Origin of the sequence: Lacibacter sp. MH-610, assembly GCF_045780045.1 — a bacterium.
In the GTDB taxonomy this organism is placed as follows: domain Bacteria; phylum Bacteroidota; class Bacteroidia; order Chitinophagales; family Chitinophagaceae; genus Lacibacter.
In genome coordinates this window covers 3,491,967-3,508,805 of sequence record NZ_CP116002.1, presented here as the reverse complement: position 1 = coordinate 3,508,805, position 16,839 = coordinate 3,491,967, and the positions used below count along the sequence as shown (strand labels likewise).

The 16,839-nt window shown below is 37.8% G+C and carries 14 protein-coding genes; 3 read left to right on the top strand and 11 right to left on the bottom strand.

The window, feature by feature from the left end; translation table 11 throughout:
- Nucleotide 1 precedes the first annotated feature (1 nt).
- From PDL71_RS16100 to PDL71_RS16090, 3 genes are all read left to right on the top strand, one after another.
- Nucleotides 2-1,438, top strand: coding sequence for a NuoM family protein (locus PDL71_RS16100; protein ID WP_407522912.1), 1,437 nt, complete (start codon nucleotides 2-4; stop codon nucleotides 1,436-1,438).
- Between the two features lie 43 nt (nucleotides 1,439-1,481).
- On the top strand, nucleotides 1,482-2,861 hold the full coding sequence (locus tag PDL71_RS16095; RefSeq protein WP_407522910.1) for an NADH-quinone oxidoreductase subunit N: 1,380 nt from the start codon (nucleotides 1,482-1,484) through the stop codon (nucleotides 2,859-2,861).
- A 103-nt stretch (nucleotides 2,862-2,964) separates the two neighbouring features.
- Complete coding sequence (locus PDL71_RS16090; protein WP_407522908.1) at nucleotides 2,965-4,239, top strand: ABC transporter permease; 1,275 nt, start codon at nucleotides 2,965-2,967, stop codon at nucleotides 4,237-4,239.
- A gap of 86 nt (nucleotides 4,240-4,325) precedes the next feature.
- Here the strand turns inward: PDL71_RS16090 and PDL71_RS16085 are convergent, their stop codons facing one another.
- The 11 genes from PDL71_RS16085 to PDL71_RS16035 all read right to left on the bottom strand — a co-directional run bounded on the left by PDL71_RS16085 (nucleotide 4,326) and on the right by PDL71_RS16035 (nucleotide 16,569).
- Nucleotides 4,326-5,354: a polysaccharide deacetylase family protein gene (locus PDL71_RS16085; protein WP_407522906.1), complete on the bottom strand. Its 1,029-nt coding sequence runs from the start codon at nucleotides 5,352-5,354 to the stop codon at nucleotides 4,326-4,328.
- Nucleotides 5,341-6,558 carry a glycosyltransferase family 2 protein gene (locus tag PDL71_RS16080; RefSeq protein WP_407522904.1) on the bottom strand — a complete coding sequence of 406 codons (1,218 nt, stop codon included), beginning with the start codon at nucleotides 6,556-6,558 and terminating at the stop codon, nucleotides 5,341-5,343. The genes PDL71_RS16085 and PDL71_RS16080 overlap by 14 nt, the downstream gene beginning before the upstream one ends.
- Before the next feature lie 4 nt (nucleotides 6,559-6,562).
- Nucleotides 6,563-7,780: a glycosyltransferase gene (locus PDL71_RS16075; protein WP_407522902.1), complete on the bottom strand. Its 1,218-nt coding sequence runs from the start codon at nucleotides 7,778-7,780 to the stop codon at nucleotides 6,563-6,565.
- Between the two features lie 4 nt (nucleotides 7,781-7,784).
- Nucleotides 7,785-8,534 (bottom strand): class I SAM-dependent methyltransferase, encoded by a 750-nt coding sequence (locus tag PDL71_RS16070; protein ID WP_407522900.1) that lies wholly within the window; start codon nucleotides 8,532-8,534, stop codon nucleotides 7,785-7,787.
- Between the two features lies 1 nt (nucleotide 8,535).
- Nucleotides 8,536-9,681 (bottom strand): glycosyltransferase family 4 protein, encoded by a 1,146-nt coding sequence (locus PDL71_RS16065; RefSeq protein WP_407522898.1) that lies wholly within the window; start codon nucleotides 9,679-9,681, stop codon nucleotides 8,536-8,538.
- Between the two features lie 3 nt (nucleotides 9,682-9,684).
- Entirely contained in the window at nucleotides 9,685-10,704 is a 1,020-nt protein-coding gene (locus PDL71_RS16060; RefSeq protein WP_407522896.1) for an NAD-dependent epimerase/dehydratase family protein, read from the bottom strand.
- Nucleotides 10,705-10,736: 32 nt separating this feature from the next.
- On the bottom strand, nucleotides 10,737-12,638 hold the full coding sequence (asnB, locus tag PDL71_RS16055; protein WP_407522894.1) for an asparagine synthase (glutamine-hydrolyzing): 1,902 nt from the start codon (nucleotides 12,636-12,638) through the stop codon (nucleotides 10,737-10,739).
- A 6-nt stretch (nucleotides 12,639-12,644) separates the two neighbouring features.
- Entirely contained in the window at nucleotides 12,645-13,550 is a 906-nt protein-coding gene (locus PDL71_RS16050; RefSeq protein ID WP_407522892.1) for a glycosyltransferase family 2 protein, read from the bottom strand.
- Between the two features lie 60 nt (nucleotides 13,551-13,610).
- Nucleotides 13,611-14,768 carry a sugar transferase gene (locus PDL71_RS16045; RefSeq protein WP_407522890.1) on the bottom strand — a complete coding sequence of 386 codons (1,158 nt, stop codon included), beginning with the start codon at nucleotides 14,766-14,768 and terminating at the stop codon, nucleotides 13,611-13,613.
- A gap of 11 nt (nucleotides 14,769-14,779) precedes the next feature.
- Nucleotides 14,780-15,181, bottom strand: a complete 402-nt coding sequence (locus PDL71_RS16040; protein WP_407522888.1) for a response regulator — start codon at nucleotides 15,179-15,181, stop codon at nucleotides 14,780-14,782.
- Nucleotides 15,182-15,453: 272 nt separating this feature from the next.
- A complete protein-coding gene (locus PDL71_RS16035) occupies nucleotides 15,454-16,569 on the bottom strand; it encodes an endonuclease/exonuclease/phosphatase family protein (protein ID WP_407522886.1) in 1,116 nt (371 codons plus the stop codon).
- Nucleotides 16,570-16,839 lie beyond the last annotated feature (270 nt).

The following is a 16,839-nucleotide window of genomic DNA, read 5'->3' as shown; positions in this document are numbered from 1 at the left end:
TATGATAGCATTACTGTTAATATTAATTCCGTTGCTGGGTGGTGTGGTTTCGTTCTTTTTAAAAGAAGAAAAAGCAGCAAAGTCATTCAGTTTATTGGCATCACTTGCAGCGCTGGCTGTGATGATTTTCGGTTTCATGAACCGTACCGAAGCTGCAATGCAATTCCAGGCTGCGTGGTTGCCGCAGCTGGGATCTTCTTTTGCTTTAAAGATGGATGGCATGAGCATGATGCTTTGCTTTTTAACAGCACTGGCTTATCCTGTTATTTTCATCAGTACGTTTCGTAACAAGTATAAAGACCCGAATAGCTTTTATGGATTTATGCTGCTGACACAGGCTGGTATTACAGGTGTGTTCCTGGCCGCAGATGGCTTACTCTTTTACTTCTTCTGGGAACTGGCATTGATACCTGTTTATTTCTTATGTTCTAAATGGGGAGGCGAAAGAAGAATAGCTGTTACATTTAAATTCTTCATCTACACATTTGTTGGTTCATTATTAATGTTGGTTGGGTTGTTGTATCTCTATTATCAAACACCTGACCTTTCGTTTTCATTGCAATCACTTTATGATGTAAAGCTTACAGTAAAACAACAGGGATTACTATTCTGGTTGTTTTTTGCCGCATTCGCTATTAAAATGCCCGTATTTCCTTTTCATACATGGCAGCCTGATGCCTACGAAGAATCACCCACCGCTGTAACAATGGTGCTGAGTGCGTTAATGGTGAAGATGGGTTTGTTTGCTGTAGTTCGTTGGTTAATCCCGCTGTTCCCTGCTGCTGCATTACAGTTTGATAACGTTGTAATTGGTTTAAGTGTGATAGGTATGGTATATGCCAGTATCCTTGCAATGCAGCAGGATGATCTCAAACGTTTAACTGCTTATTCATCGATAGCTCACATTGGTTTAATGAGTGCCGCTTTGTTTGTAAATAATGAAAGCGGTTTACAAGGTGCTATGATTCAGTTTTTCAGCCATGGTGTAAACGTGCTGGGTATGTGGATTGTGATTGATATGATTGAACAGCAATTCGGCACCCGTAAAATGAGCGAGCTGGGCGGAATTGCACAAAAAGCTCCTGCACTTACTATTTTACTTGTAATTGTAGCGCTTGCTAATGTGGCCTTACCGCTTACTAACGCATTTGTAGGTGAGTTTCTCATGTTTAACGGCTTGTTCAAATTCAACGTATGGTATGCAGCCGTTGGCGGACTGAGTATTATTTTAAGTGCCGTATATACCTTGCGTATGATACAAAAAGTATTTTACGGAAATGGTAATACGAGAACGGCTAACGCCCAGGATCTGAACCTGTTTACAAGGATAGCATTGAGTGTAATAGTAGCGGCCATTTTTATCATGGGGGTTTATCCGAAGCCGGTATTTGCTTTGGTAAGCGATACTGTTACAACCGTACTTGGAATTTATAAATAAGAAAGCAGCGTATTCAAAACTATAAAGCAAAAGAGAAGAAACGATGAACCTGATTTTAATTTCGGCAATATGGGGTGTGGTGATGATGTTTAGCGGATTATTCATCAGCAATAAATCAATGGCAAAGAATATTGCCTTGCTGGGTGCTGTTGTATTACTTATTTCCAATTTGCTTGACCTAAATGGTATTACAATTCTTGAAGGCGACTTTAAAGGAATGCTGCAATACGAACGTTTTAATCTTTTATTTCTTACTGTTGCAGTGCTGTCTTTGATTTTTTACTTTTTACTCAATGGGAAGGATATAGAATCTGTAGGAAGTCATTCTTATGAGTATTTTGCGTTGATCTTCTTTGTAATGTGTGGTGTAGGACTTGTAGCGCTTTTCAACAATCTGCTCATTCTGTTTATTGGTATTGAAATTATCTCTATTCCGCTTTATATACTTACAGGTGCTGATAAAAGAAATCTCAAAAGCAATGAAGCTGCACTCAAGTATTTTTTGATGGGTTCTTTTTCTACCGGCATCTTCCTCTTAGGTATTGCCTTTTTATATGGAGCTTCCGGTTCATTTCAGATTGAAAATATGAACCTTCCTGCAAATGATCAGCTTCGTGTGTTATTACCCATCGGTATTGTGTTTATGCTCATTGCACTTTCATTTAAGGTATCGGCGGCACCTTTCCATTTCTGGACTCCGGATGTATATGACGGTGCTCCTACTGTATTTACTTCCTTTATGGCCACCATTGTAAAGGCGGCAGTGTTTGTTGGTTTCTTTAATCTGTTTCTGAATGGATTTGGTTATAACTATGATGACTGGAAACTCAGTGCTGCTATCATCATCGTACTTACTTTGTTCATCGGAAATATTACGGCTGTCTTTCAACAGAGTGTTAAGCGTATGCTGGCTTATTCCAGTATTGCACAGGCCGGTTTCATGATGTTTTCTGTGTTTGCTGTAAATGATATGGCCAAACAGGGATTGTTGTTGTATGCAGCTGCTTACTGTCTTGCTACTATCGGCATATTTGCTGTAATCGTTAAAATGAAGGATTATACATTTGATGGTTTTAACGGGTTTGCCAAAAAGGAACCTTTACTTGCATTTATTCTTACTGTTTGTCTTCTTTCATTGGCCGGCATTCCGCTCACAGCTGGTTTCTTTGCCAAGTATTTTGTGCTGGCGGCAGCCGTTAAAACAGGTACGTATCTGTGGCTGGTAATTTTTGCTGTTCTTATGGCAGCCATAAGCGTTTATTACTACTTCCGTATTATCCAGGCTATGTACTTCAAAGATGGCGAAGGACAGGAAGTAGAAACAACGCCGGTTTATAAAGTCGTGCTGGTAACAGTTGCTGCACTCATTATCCTGCTGGGCGTTTTACCGGGTTCACTGCTTGATTGGTTATTGATATTTTAAACTGCTGTCAAGCCCGGGGGAGTCATACTGTCTGCAATACCATTCATCCAATCTTATTGTTTATTGACAGGGGTTTGTTAATTTCGGTGCAGAAACAGTTTCTATGACGTTTAGTGATATCTTATCTCTTTCCTGGCGTACCATCCGCTCTAACAGGTTGCGTACGGGTATCACTGTATCAATCATTGCATTCGGCATCATGGCGCTCATTGGTATCATTACTGCTATTGAAGCAATGAACCAGAGTTTGTATGAAAACTTTTCTATTCTGGGCGCTAATTCATTCAGCATCCGTTTCAGAGAGCGTAATTTTCGAATGGGTGGTCCACCCCGCACTGATATCAAAAAGACAAAAAAGGGTGTAAAGGAAAGAGCTTCTAACCTGGGTAAGGTTATTACGTTTGATGAAGCACGTGCCTTTAAAGACCGTTATGATTTTCCTGCTACGGTAAGTATTTCCAAGCCTGCAAGTTTTAATGCTACTTTGTTTTTTGAAGATATTAAAACCAATCCGAATGTTCGGGTAATGGGTGGAGATGAAAACTATTTACTCAACAGTGGATATGAATTAATCAGCGGCAGGAATTTCAACAAGCTGGATATTGAAAGTGGCCGAAATGTTGTCATCATCGGCAGTGATCTTGTTAAGAAACTCTTTCGTAACAATCCGGAGTATGCATTAGGTAAGATTATTCGTGTTGGTACCAATCGTTACCGTATCATCGGTACGCTCAAGGAAAGAGGCGCCAGTTCTTTTCTTGCATTGGATAATATCGGGTTGATTACTTACAATAATACAAGACGTGTTTTCAGCAGTGAGGGGAGTTATAGTATAACAGTACGGGCAAATGAATTTTCTCAAATGGACGCTGCAGTAGGTGAAGCAACCGGTATTTTAAGACCTATCCGCAAACTCAATTTCAAAGATCCTGACAATTTTTATATCGACCGGAGTGATTCATTGGTCGAAACATTTAAAAACCTGCTGCGTTATGTGCGTTATGCAGCTGTGCTCATTGGTATTATCACATTAGTAGGTGCAGCTATAGGTTTAACAAACATCATGCTGGTAGCAGTAAGTGAGCGTACCCGTGAAATTGGTCTTTCAAAATCAATCGGTGCCAAAGGCTCCACTATAAGGGTTCAGTTTCTTTGGGAAAGTATATTGATCAGTCTGCTGGGAGCAGGTATTGGTGTGCTCCTTGGTGTATTAGTGGGTAATGGCTTTGCACTTTTCCTCAAAACAGGATTTGTAGTGCCCTGGATTTGGGTATTAGCAGGTGTTGTTATTTGTTTTGCCACCGGTTTGATAGCCGGACTTTATCCTGCCTATAAAGCTTCAAAGCTGGATCCAATTAATGCATTGCGGTACGAGTAATGCATCTCAATTATCTTCTGCTTGAAATAAACTGTCTTAAACTGAGTTGATTACAGCTTACAAGAAGAATGTATTTCTGATTGTCTTTATTCTGGTCTCTTTACCTGTTTACGGCCGGTAATTTTTTGCAACAACATAAAAAGTAAAAGACCATTCAACTGAAGTTGTAATGGTACATCGGGCCGTTCTGCATTAAACCGATGAATCATTTTATTATTCAATTCTCTCTTCTGGTTTTGAATACCAAACAGCAAATCAATTTGCTGCTGCTGAAACAATGCATCAAAGAAGGATTGTTTGAGCAGCGTATCATAATGGGGAAATGAAAAGACACTTAACAACTCATTTCCTTCTTTTTGAACGTATTTGATGGATTCGGTTGTTTGTTTTATTTGTTCTTCCTGTGGCAGTAAATTATAGTAAGGATGATCCCAGCTATGACCACCAATGGTGAATCCTTTTTGCTTAAGCCAGTGTAACTGTTCTGTGGAAAGAAAGGGCTGATGAGTTTTCAGGTAATCAGAAAAAGAAACAGATAATAGGTCAGCTAACCGGTCCAGCAAATCTTTATTATGCTGGGTTGTTTTTTTTAAGCGATGAATGATATCATTTTTTCCGGCTGAGGCAGGTAGTTGCAGCAAATCAGTAATAGCAGTGATGTTATTTTCTTTCAGATCAGTATTGAGAAAGTGATGAATTAACAAACTGATTTTACAGCGATAGAACAATTCTTTGTTATCAATAAAAGCCGGGTTAATAAAAAAAACTGCGGGAACACCTTTTCTTAAAAGTATGGGCGCAATTATATCGTACACCTCTCTGAAGCCATCATCAAAGGAAAGCAGGAAACGGTTTGCAGGCAGTGACTGATGTTTTTTAATATGATTTATTAAGTCTTCAGTACTTATTGGTTTAAAAAATCGGAGCAGGTAGTCAAGATCATCTTCAAACTGCTGAATATTTTTATGGGAATAAAGATGCTTTGTGTGTAGCACTTCATCGTCTGAAACCAGGTGATGATATGGGAGTAAAACATCTGGCTTTGCAATGTTTTGAATGAGTCGTGTTGGTAACGCAGCAGTAGCCTTGTAGTATATTTTTTTAAGCAGACTCATGTTTTAATACATCATCAATATAAACAATTTTGGAGTGCTCAGTTTTCAGAAAATCTTTTCCGGCTTGTTTTAACTTAAGAAAAGCTTTCATTTGCCTGAAAACAACTGCAGGTATATATAAAAGCGCCCGTCCCATACCTTTTTGAGTACTTTGAGTAAGAATAATGGAAATAAACGAAGCAGTAAAAATTAAAATGATTACAGCCCAAACAGTACTGAGCAGTGGATGAATAAAGTAACCTGAAATAAGGAAAACGAAGGCAAGACTGATTTTTATAAAAAGCGGTGGTTTTAATGTTGTAAAAGCAAAAAAGAATTTATTAAAGTTGCCGGATTTTAAACCGTAAACCAGTAGCTTCCAGTTAATGCTGAAGTATTTAAAATAGGTATAAATCCAACGGGTACGCTGGCGTTCAAATGTAGCACCATCATCTACTTTTTCATCATAAACATAGGCGTCTTTGGCAAATGCTAATTGCGGAATAATGCGGATGATATCTGCCTGTAATTTTTTGTCAAATCCGCCAAGCGCATCTTTATACATTACTTGCTTGTATAAATCAGTTTTAACGGCAATGCCGAGTCCTAAAATACTGGATGAAAGACCTAATTCCATTCTGGACTGGCGCTCTACAAACGTATTATAAATATGGCCTATGGAATCAAGCCTGGAATAAATAGTATCAGTGTTTTTGGAAAGCATATGCGTTTGCACTGCTTCAAAACCACGGCAGAAATATTGATTCAGGTTCAAAAAGTAATCAGGATGCACCAGGTTATCTGAATCAAATACAACGATTACTTCATGCCCTCTTATAAAATGATCCACTGCATATTTAATGGATTTAATTTTGGCATGTAATGCAGCTTCAGGCTTCAGTAGTACTACCCGATCATCATTAAAATTAAAATGTGCAATATCACAATCGTCTGCCACAATGTATAATGCAAAGTTTTTATAGCGCTGCTTTAAAAATGAATCTACAAGCGGCGCAATAAACCGGGTGTCTTTATGAGCTGTTACAATGGCAGCAAAGTCAAACTCTTTATCAATAGTACGTGGGTATTTTTTAGTTAGCAGTAGTTTTTTGTTCCTGTTGACGTAGTGAATTAGCAGTAGCAACGAAGGCAGTAACAAATAAATGGCTAATACCGCTTGCAGTAGTAATAAAAGAGCCAATAATATTTTAAAAGGTGTTGTCATTGAATCATTGTTTTTCTGCACTCAGCAAATCAGATATGTAAATGATATTATGGTTCTGTGTTTTAAGAAACGAATGTTTTGCTTTTTTTAATTTAAAAAGTGCTATCACCTGTCGGGCAACAAAAAATGGAAGTAATAAAAGTGTTTTAACATATTTAATATCTCTTCCCTTGATTATAACTATGAGTGCGAATGAAATAAAAAAAGCACCTAATAAAAACAACCAGCTATGGTAAAAACGGATATCAAAGTAAAGATCAATTAGTGTTGTAATCAGTGCAAAGCCAAGAATAATAAAAAGTGGTGGTCTTAAAGTATGAAATCCGAAATAGATGAGATTAAAATTATGTTTTTTCAATCCTGATTTGAGTATGCCCCAGCTATCCTTAAAATATTTAAAGTAAGAGCTGATCCATCTTGTTCTCTGATTTTCCAACGATTTTCCGGATGATATTTTCTCATCGTATAAAATAGCTTCGGGGGCATAAGCTATTCTTTCCACTCGCTGTACAAGGTAGGCCTGTAGTTTTTTATCAAAGCCACCAAGATAATCGGTGTATTTAACTTCTTTATATAATTCCATATCTATTGCAATACCGGATCCCCAGATGGTGGATGATAAACCCATCAGCATGCGCATTTCCCGTTCAGTAAAGAAGTTATAGAGATCCCCGATGGCATCCATACGTGCATAAGCAGTTGAGGTGTTTTTAGGTTTAAATCCTGCTTGCACAACTTTATAGCCTTTTTGAAAATAGCTATTGATTACACGAAGAAAGTTGGGGTGAATTAAATTGTCGGCATCCAGTATAATTAAAGCATCGGTATTATTTTTTATTTGTGAAAGGGCATACTGTATTGATTTTATTTTTGAATGCAGGGCAGTTGGCGGTTGAAGTATGCTTACATTGTGCTGCTTAACCTGAATATTGCTCACATCACAATCATCGGCAACGATATAAACATGAAACTTTTTATACGTTTGCTTTTCAATAGAGTCAACTATTGGGGCTATAAAATCAGTATCCTGGTGAACCGTAACAATGATCGCAAATTCAAAATCTTTTGTAAGAAACTCCTTACTTAAGGCAGGTACATAATTATCATTTTTCCGTCTGAACAAGTAAATAAATAAGCCGGCTACCGGTACCAGCACATACAAGGCCAATATAATTTGCAGCGTATCAAAAAAGTAAATAATAAATTTTACTACTACACTCATACTTTCAGTGGTTTTTTGTCCAAACCGTTACAAATCCTCCGGTAAAACTATAAGGAAGTAACTCGGCAAGAGCACAATCCCATTTCTGGAGAAATTTAAAACGTTTGGTTAAAAATGAAAACGGAAATACATCTTCAATAAAATTTGTTTTTCCATACCGTATTATCGAAAACCGGTTGTTTTGAGCCAGCTGGTTAAGTGTTTTTCTCGTGAAAAACTGTATATGTGTTAAGTCATCAGCATCAGATTGAGCAGTTGTTCCTTTATAGCCAAGTGCTGATTTAATTTTTTGAATCACTTTCCAGAGCCAGTTGTTTTTTTTGCTGAGTGATATGACAGGTCTTGTTACAAAAAGTTCCCTTGGACCATTGCCGTTTGGTACTGTAACAATCAATACACCACTGTCATGAATTGTTTCATGAAGTGTTTGCAACAGTTTCCCGGGCTCATTCAAATGCTCCAATACTTCGCTGCAGATAACAGCATGATATTTTTTACCGCTTGCTACTAACTGTTCTGCACTGCATACTTCAAAACTTACATTGGAAAATGTGTTTAATGATTTGGCTTTTGCTATTGTTTTTTCGCTGATGTCAATTCCTTTTACGTTAAATCCGTTTGCACCAAGACTTCTGGAAATAACACCATTACCACAGCCTACATCCAGCACCTCAGCTCCTTGCGGCAAATATTGCTGAAGCGTTTTAATGATAAAATTCAAGCGTTTAATATCGGCAATTCTTTCAAATTCCATATTAGTTGTTTACAGGGGTACCTGATACCAGTTTTGTATAAATCGATTCAATAGTTCTTGTCATGCTAATGGCATTAAACCGTTCGGTTATGGTAGCTCTTGCATTGGTTTCAAGTTCTTTTCGGAGCTGCGGTTGTTGGCTTAATTGCACGAGTGCTTCAGTTGTTTCTTTTTGTAATGCGTTGATGGAAACAAGTAAACCATTTTTATTATGCTCAACAATCTCTCTTGTGCCATCAGCATTACTTGCAATGATCGCTTTACCCATTGCCATTGCTTCTAAAAGTCCGATCGGTAAACCTTCCCATAAGGAAGGCAAAACAAAAATATCTGCGGCTGCCAATACATCAGGAACATCCTGCCGGAAATTTTCTAATGTTACATGTTCCCCTATTTGCAAATATTCAATCAATTGCTTTGCTTCTTCTTTCTGGTCGCCATCACCTACCATCAGCAGGTGCATGTTTGTATTTTGTTTTAAGGCTTCAGCAAATGCTTTAAGAAGCGTGAGCGGCTGTTTATGTAGTGTAAAGCGTGCAATGAATAAAACGAGTATTTTATCTTTTGACAGTTTTAACTCAGCACGGATATCTTTAAACTGATCAGCCGGGTTAAACTTTTGAAGATTGATTCCATTATTTACAACCACTGATTCAAAAGATGGAATCAGTTCTTTGCCGGATTCTTTATTGGATTGTGATACCGAAATGTTTAAAGTAGAACGGGAAGTGAGGTATTTTTCGCCCAGTAATCTTAATGTTTTTACCAGCGGTTTCTGATCCGGATGAAAAGACCATCCATGAATGGTATAAATAACCGGAATCTTTAATTTTTTAGAAGCCCACAATATATTTGAATTAGCACGGGTACCATGTGCATGTACCAGGTCAATTTTTTTTGAGAGAAGCAGTTTCTTAACTGCATTCCATTTTCTTATGTCAAAAGGTTTTTCTGTATAAATAACATGTGTTTCAACTCCCATCTGTTGTAATTGCTCAATCATGGGTCCAGATGTAAATGAAAGTACGATGGGTTCAAACCTGTTACGATCAAGGTTTTCAACCAGGCTTAATAAATGCGATTCACCGCCACCAATTTTTCCCTGGCGAATGCATTCCAATACTTTTATTTTTTTTCCGTTTAACATGTGTTAATTCGTTGCAACGGGTTTTTGTTGTAACCCCCATCCATCAGGCAGTTTTTCTGCAATTTCAATTTCACCAAACTCTTTGCTCTGGCGGGCTCCTACTTTCTTAGCCCAACTGGCCATGCGGTGGATTCCTTGAGCCAAATCAATGCCGGTAGGCGCACCAAAAACAGAATGTGCTTTTGCATGATCAGAGTAAGCATGCAGCACTTCATTCCTCGCAGATAAATAATTGATCTTTGGTTCTACACCAAACTCTTTTGCAACCACCTGTGCCAGTTCATTAACCGTGTAAGGTTTATCAGCACCAATATTAAATACCTGGTTATAAGATGCAGGAATACCCACACATTTTGCAATAGGAATGGCTACATCATCAATATAGCTGAAAGCACGTGTTTGAGTGCCATCACCAAAAACTGTTAATGGTTTGTTCTGCATGATCTGGTTCATGAAGATGCCGATTACATTCCTGTATTTGTCACCTATGTTTTGATTTTCACCATAAACATTATGGGGTCTGAAAATAACATAGTTCAATCCGAACATTTCATGTGCTGCTTTTAAATCCAGTTCTACAGCATATTTAGAAACCCCATACGGGTCCTCCGGCTCAGGTTTCATTTCTTCGGTCATCGGAAGTTGACCCTTGCCATAAACAGCAATAGAAGATGTAAACACAAAACATTTTACTTTGTGTTTTACTGATTCGTTAATCAGGTTTATACTGGCTACAAGGTTAGTATTATAGTTATAACGTCTGATAAAGTGGGAAAGACCTTCTGCAGCATAAGCAGCAAGATGATAAACATATTCAAAACGATGTTGCGCAAACAGGTCAGTAATTAATTCATGATCAGTAACACTGCCATTAATAAATTCAGCACCTTCAGGTATATGATCTTCAAAACCACCACTTAAATCATCCAGCACTACTACCTCAAATCCCATATCCAAACAATGTTTGGCAACATGCGATCCGATGAATCCTGCGCCACCTGTTACTAATACTTTTTGTTTCATAATTCAGTGTTTATATGATTTAATAATGTTTGTTACAATTGTTCTATCCATTTATTATACCAGAGTTGAAAAATCAATACCTGCCAGAGTTTTTGGTAATTTACTTTTCTACCGGCGAGATAGGCATCTCTCAATTGTATAATTGGTTGCGGATTAAATACACCTGTTTTTTTGAGACTGGTTTCACTCAGGTAGTATTTCAACTGTTCTTTTAACTCTTCCCGGAACCAAACCATCAGCGGCGCTATAAATGGTCGCTTGGGTCTTTCCATTAATTCTTTGGGAATATATTTATGAACTACCTGTTTTAAGAGCCATTTGTTTACACCGTCCCGTATTTTAAAATGTGATGGAAGTGTGGCGGTGTATTCAACAATATGCTGATCCAGCATAGGTTCTCTTCCTTCCAAGCTAACGGACATGGTGGCCCGATCTACTTTTACAAGATTATTATCTACCAAAAATGTTTTATAATCAATGGCGAGCAGCCTGTTTACCACACCATCATTTTTCTGCAACATCTTACTATCATCAAAAAAGGTGTGATATTTTTCAAAAGGAGTTGCCAGAAAAGAAGCTACTTCACTCTCAGTAATATATTGACTGATATATTTTACTGCCTGCACAGGATCCTGGCTTTTCCAGATGAGCTTCATCTTTTCATAGCGGGTAGTAAAATTGTATTTGCGGTTAAAGTATGGGATATAAGCAGGATTGATTAAGGACATTCCACCGCTCAACAATGATTGAACAGCATGCGGCATCTTTTCTGTAAACTTTTCAGCCTGGTTGAATTTATTATAACCTCCAAAAATTTCATCACCGCCATCTGCACTCAATGCTACTTTCACCTGTTGTTTTGCCAGTTTACTTACCAGCACAGTAGGCACTGTTGAATTGTCGGCAAAAGGTTCATCATAAATTTCCGGTAAGTGATGCAATACTTCTCCGGCTTCCTTTGCTGTTAAATACCATTCTGTATGATCTGTGCCCAGGTAGTTGGCAATCTTCTTTGCTTCGGGAGCTTCATTAAACTCCTGTTCATGAAAGCCAATCGTAAATGTTTTTAGTTTTTCTGTTCTTCCTGTTTGTAATAAAGCTGCTACACTGGAACTGTCATATCCACCACTTAAAAAAATACCCACGGGTACATCAGCCACCATTCTGTATTCATATGCTTTTTTCAGCAGACGGTCTGTCTGTTCAATGGCTTCTGCATCACTCCAATTGATCTTGGGTTTATTGTAGGCATCAAATACATCCCAGTACTTTGTTAGTTGCTGCTCCTTGGTTTTAAGATTTACAGTTAAATAGCAACCCGGCAATAATTTAAATGTGCTTTTAAAAATACTATGCTGCCCCGGTATATAACTGTATTGAAGAAATAAGGCCAGGCTATTGACATCAATTTCTTTTTTAAATGAAGGGTGCTTATAAAGCGCTTTTAGTTCTGAGCCAAACAGTAGTAAATCATTTTGCCATGAATAGTATAACGGTTTTACACCTGCACGGTCTCTTACAAGTATGAGATTGTCCTTGTCTTTATCATACAAAGCAATGGCATACATACCAATGAAGTGACGGAGCATATCCATACCCCAGCAGTCGTACGCTTTTAAAATCACTTCAGTATCAGACCATGAATTAAAGCTGTATCCTTTTGCTTCCAGCTCTTTTCTTATTTCTTTGAAGTTATAGATCTCGCCATTAAAATTCACCGTGTAATTTTTAAAATGCATGGGTTGGTGGCCCAGCGGCGAAAGATCTAATATGGAAAGTCTTCTCTGTCCAAACCCGAGATCATATTGAGCGGCATTGTACACTTCATGTCCTGCATCATCAGGCCCACGGTGGTACATAGCATCTGTCATTTCTTTTAATACAGATGCGGTAGTTTTTTTACCAAAATCTACAAAACCGGTAATGCCACACATACAAAATTAATTAAAGGTGATGTTACGGTTAAAATGCCAGAATATACCTTTCCAGAAAGAGCGCAAATGTTCTTTCTGGCCTTTCAGTAGAAAAGTTAATGTATTTTTCGGGATCGTTAAAAAGGTGAAATAACTCAGGAAGATGAAGAGGTTGAGCGGCTTCATGTTCCGCCTCATAAACAGAATCCTGTTTTTCGTATGATAAAACGTTTTGAAAGGGCTCGATTTACCTGTTGTCATTGACTCTTTATGATAGATAAGAGATGCAGGTTGATAATAAACCTTGTATCCTTTTCTCTTTATTTGCTCACACCAGTCAAACTCTTCGTAATAAATGAAGAATTCATCGGGTAAGCCACCCACTTCATCAATGATTTTACGTGGTACCATCATACCACCACCATGTGCGTAATTGGTTGTTTTAATTTCGTTGTATTGACCATTATCCTGTTCACGGCAACCAACCATTCCGTTTCTCCCGGTAAAAATATTCACCTCGTTATAACCGGCGTATTCAATAGTACCTTTATGATAGAAATAATGAAACTTAGGGCTTACGATACCTGCATCACGATAGGTTTCAAAAATTTTGAGCAATCCCTCCAGTAAGCCCGGCGTAAACTCGGTATCGTTGTTTACAATAAAGAGGTAATCACCTGTGGCAGCTTTAATGCCTACATTATTACCTCCTGTAAAACCAAGATTTTTTTCATTAACCAGGACAATGGCCGAGGGATAGATGGACTTAAACGCAGCTGTAGGATTTTCTTTTGACCCGTTATCTACAATAATCACTTCGAGATTGGGGTAGGTACAATGCTCGTTAAGCGATTTAAGAAAATCAATTGTTATTTCTGTTGTGTTCCAGGTTAAGGTAACGATGGAAACCTTTGGAAGGTTCTGTTGATCCATGACTTTGTTTTTTGGGGTAAGGATTCACCGGTCCGCTCTTTACGAACTCAACGTTCAACGCTATACATTGGCTTTTTGAAACATAGCCATGGGCGTTTTTGCTAATATAAACATATCCATTAAAAAATTATGCTTTCTTGCATATTCTATGTCCAGAGAAATACGCTCGTTGGCCGACATTTCCTCTTTGCTTCTCTTTTCTACCTGCCACAAACCTGTGATGCCTGCCGGAGCCATAAACCGTTCCACTGCCTCATCATGAGTAAGAGTAGATGCCTCATAAATAGGTAGGGGTCTGTTACCTACTAATGACATATCTCCAATTAATACGTTAAACAGTTGAGGTAACTCATCCAGGCTTGTATTTCTTAAAAACTGACCTACTTTAGTAACACGGGGATCATTACAGATTTTGAGAAAACTGCATTGACCGGAGCCATCTTTATATTGGTTCAGATGCGCCAGTTGTTCCGTTTTTTTATCAGCACCTACTTCCATGGTTCTGAATTTAAAAAACTTAAATACTTTAAAACCACGGCCGGCACGAAGGGAATTATAAAATATGGGGCCACGGGAGTCAATCTTAACGGCAAGTGCTATTGCTGCAAAAACAGGAATCAAGGCGATTATAAGCAGGGAAGAAATAATGATATCAAATGTTCTTTTACAGAAAGCATTAAACATCTTTCTCCATCCTTTTTGCGTGTGAAAAGCAGAAGTTCTCAGAATGGATTTATGCTGATGCTGTTTAAGCATACTCAAATATTTGAGTTTGCCCAGGAAGCTTCTGTCCCAGGTATTAATATTAGTGGCTTCGTCAATCAGGTCCTGGCTGATCAATTCATAGATGATTCCTACATCAAGATGGCGCTCGTTGTAAATAACAGGGATTTTACTCAAGGCTTTGTTGCTCTTTAATACAAAAGAAAGAGCACCCATTTTTGATTTTATGAGAGGCGTATCAATTAAAATTACTTCGGGCAAATGAAGGGGATCTGCAGAAAGTTTAAAAATCTTGTTGATAGCCTCATCAAAACCTGAAACATGAATTCCGGTTTTAAAATAATTTGCGAAATACCTTACCGTGGCATTTTTATCGCCTATATATAAAAACGAACCGAAAAGTTGAGGTTGTTGAATTTCTACAAGCCTGTCATCAACGGCCAGCATATTCGGATGGTCATTTGCAATAATCAAGGGTAGTGAATTGGTGGGCATAAAGAGATAATTTATAGGGTTATGTTAGCTGTTTCTTTTTGGTGATTAACAATTGATTCAACTTCAGAAATTTTCTTAAGTATTTCAGAAGGTGCAAAGGGTTTATGCAAGAGGTACCGGATTTTTGTTTCTTCCACTTTTTTTGTTTGTGCAAGGTTCTTGTCGCTAGTTAAAACAATAATGGGCCTGTTAAAAAAGCGGCTTGTTTTTATATGGTGGATAAAATCCCAAACATCTGCCTGTGTGTTATCCACGTCAAGGATGATTGTTTTTATATCCTTTCTTTTTTTAAGTTGCTCAGCGGCAGAATAAATGTCATTAACTGCAATTACTTCATACTGATGATTAATAATTGACTCAATAACATAATTCATCGCTTTGTTTGCATTGATACTTAATACTGCGTTAATCATAGCCAAAACATGTTAAAGCCTGTTTATTACAAACAATGCATCAATGAATAATTATCACGGAATTGGAATTGTACTTGGCGGTTAGCCGGTTGCAAGTACTTTTTTGATTCGTCTTAGGAAATGGAACACTGAGGTTCTGTTAGAAAATGCGGGGGTAATTCAGGGGTATTGAGATAAGCAAATGCTAAGTAGAAGCACTTAACGAATGCTAAAGTAGAAAAAAAAATCACAAAACAAAACATCATCTCGTTTTTTTTCTGAAAATACCCACTTTAGGGTAGGGACTGATTCTTTGCAGAACTAAGTTGAAAATCAGCAAGTAGCGGATAGTGGTCAGAGTATCGTATCCGGGTTATATTATCAAATTGTAAAACCCTTATTGATTGGTCAAAAAACAGAAAATCGATGCGTAAGGTGGGTGATGTGTGTCGCAAAGTGGTACCCAATCCATATCCTTTTTTGAGAAACGCATCTTGCAAATCAGACCTGAGGGTAAAGTAAGCATAGGAGTTGGGCACATCACCAAGATCAGCAGCAAGAATTACAGGGAATGGGCTTGTTTTTACTTCGTCAATGGTTCGTTCCGCCTGTACATTTCGTAAATAATAACTGTTCTTAAGTTTAGATAAAACCGATTTCGAAAATTTCATTTCTCCCTGTTCTGTATAATCAGATTTGCTGATACCGGGCGTTTCTAGGTGTGTGTTAAACACCCTGATGGTTGTGTCATTAACGGTAATATCTGCTATTAACAGACCCTCAGAATGTTCGCCTTTTGTGTTTTCAAGATAGTTTGATTTTGTGATTGGAAAACGGGAGAAAATAGCCAGGCCGTATTGCAGTTTACCATTGAATAATTCTGATGACGGATGAAAGGCAAAATAGGGATAACCTCTTTTTTTAAGTTCAGGAATATTAGCTTCAAATAATGAGGGATCATGACATTCAAAAAATTCCTGGAAACAAAGAATATCAGCACCGGTAGATTCAATAAAGTCCATCATCAATGGCCGATAGCTCACGCCTCCCCGTTGTACTTTGTTTCTTTCATCCCATCGGCTGATGTTCCAGGAAAGAATGCGTATTGTTTTTTCTGATTTAACTGTTTCAAAATCTGTTTTCCAGCGAATGGGTATTAATACCCTTAGTTGATTAAAAGACAATCCAATACTGAGCAGGCAGAACCACCACCATTTTAATTTTTTCAGAAGCCAAGTAAGCAGCAAAATAAATGTAATGGGTAAAAGAAAGGGGTATGCAAACCTGGCTATTGCCGCAACGCTGCCTAAAGAGGAGTTTAAATAAACAGCTACCACAGTACAAATCAAGCCCAATCCGGCAAGCAGGGTTATAAATATCAAAAAAAACCGGAAAGGAGAATATTTCACTTCTTTAGAATTAAATGAATAGTTTGTTGCAGATGCGATAGTTTACGGGCAATCAGCTTGTTGAAAATAAATGGTTGAGGGAGCTTTTCAAATCAAATAAGGGTATTACCGGTTTGTGGTATTTGTTCATAAAATGTGGTATTTACTGAAAAATAATTGCCCTAAATTATTAATTTTAAAACAAATACAGTAGCTTGCACTTCATCTGTTAGAATGCTTACTTTATAGATCCATTAGCTCCTGACCAAAACCACACTCCATCCTTTTGAA

Excerpts from the sequence above, each read along its gene's own strand:
- PDL71_RS16100 (WP_407522912.1), top strand. The coding sequence starts at position 2 with ATGATAGCATTACTGTTAATATTAATTCCGTTGCTGGGTGGTGTGGTT.
- PDL71_RS16095 (WP_407522910.1), top strand. The coding sequence starts at position 1,482 with ATGAACCTGATTTTAATTTCGGCAATATGGGGTGTGGTGATGATGTTT.
- PDL71_RS16090 (WP_407522908.1), top strand. The coding sequence starts at position 2,965 with ATGACGTTTAGTGATATCTTATCTCTTTCCTGGCGTACCATCCGCTCT.
- PDL71_RS16085 (WP_407522906.1), bottom strand. The coding sequence starts at position 5,354 with ATGAGTCTGCTTAAAAAAATATACTACAAGGCTACTGCTGCGTTACCA.
- PDL71_RS16080 (WP_407522904.1), bottom strand. The coding sequence starts at position 6,558 with ATGACAACACCTTTTAAAATATTATTGGCTCTTTTATTACTACTGCAA.
- PDL71_RS16075 (WP_407522902.1), bottom strand. The coding sequence starts at position 7,780 with ATGAGTGTAGTAGTAAAATTTATTATTTACTTTTTTGATACGCTGCAA.
- PDL71_RS16070 (WP_407522900.1), bottom strand. The coding sequence starts at position 8,534 with ATGGAATTTGAAAGAATTGCCGATATTAAACGCTTGAATTTTATCATT.
- PDL71_RS16065 (WP_407522898.1), bottom strand. The coding sequence starts at position 9,681 with ATGTTAAACGGAAAAAAAATAAAAGTATTGGAATGCATTCGCCAGGGA.
- PDL71_RS16060 (WP_407522896.1), bottom strand. The coding sequence starts at position 10,704 with ATGAAACAAAAAGTATTAGTAACAGGTGGCGCAGGATTCATCGGATCG.
- asnB (WP_407522894.1), bottom strand. The coding sequence starts at position 12,638 with ATGTGTGGCATTACCGGTTTTGTAGATTTTGGTAAAAAAACTACCGCA.
- PDL71_RS16050 (WP_407522892.1), bottom strand. The coding sequence starts at position 13,550 with ATGGATCAACAGAACCTTCCAAAGGTTTCCATCGTTACCTTAACCTGG.
- PDL71_RS16045 (WP_407522890.1), bottom strand. The coding sequence starts at position 14,768 with ATGCCCACCAATTCACTACCCTTGATTATTGCAAATGACCATCCGAAT.
- PDL71_RS16040 (WP_407522888.1), bottom strand. The coding sequence starts at position 15,181 with ATGATTAACGCAGTATTAAGTATCAATGCAAACAAAGCGATGAATTAT.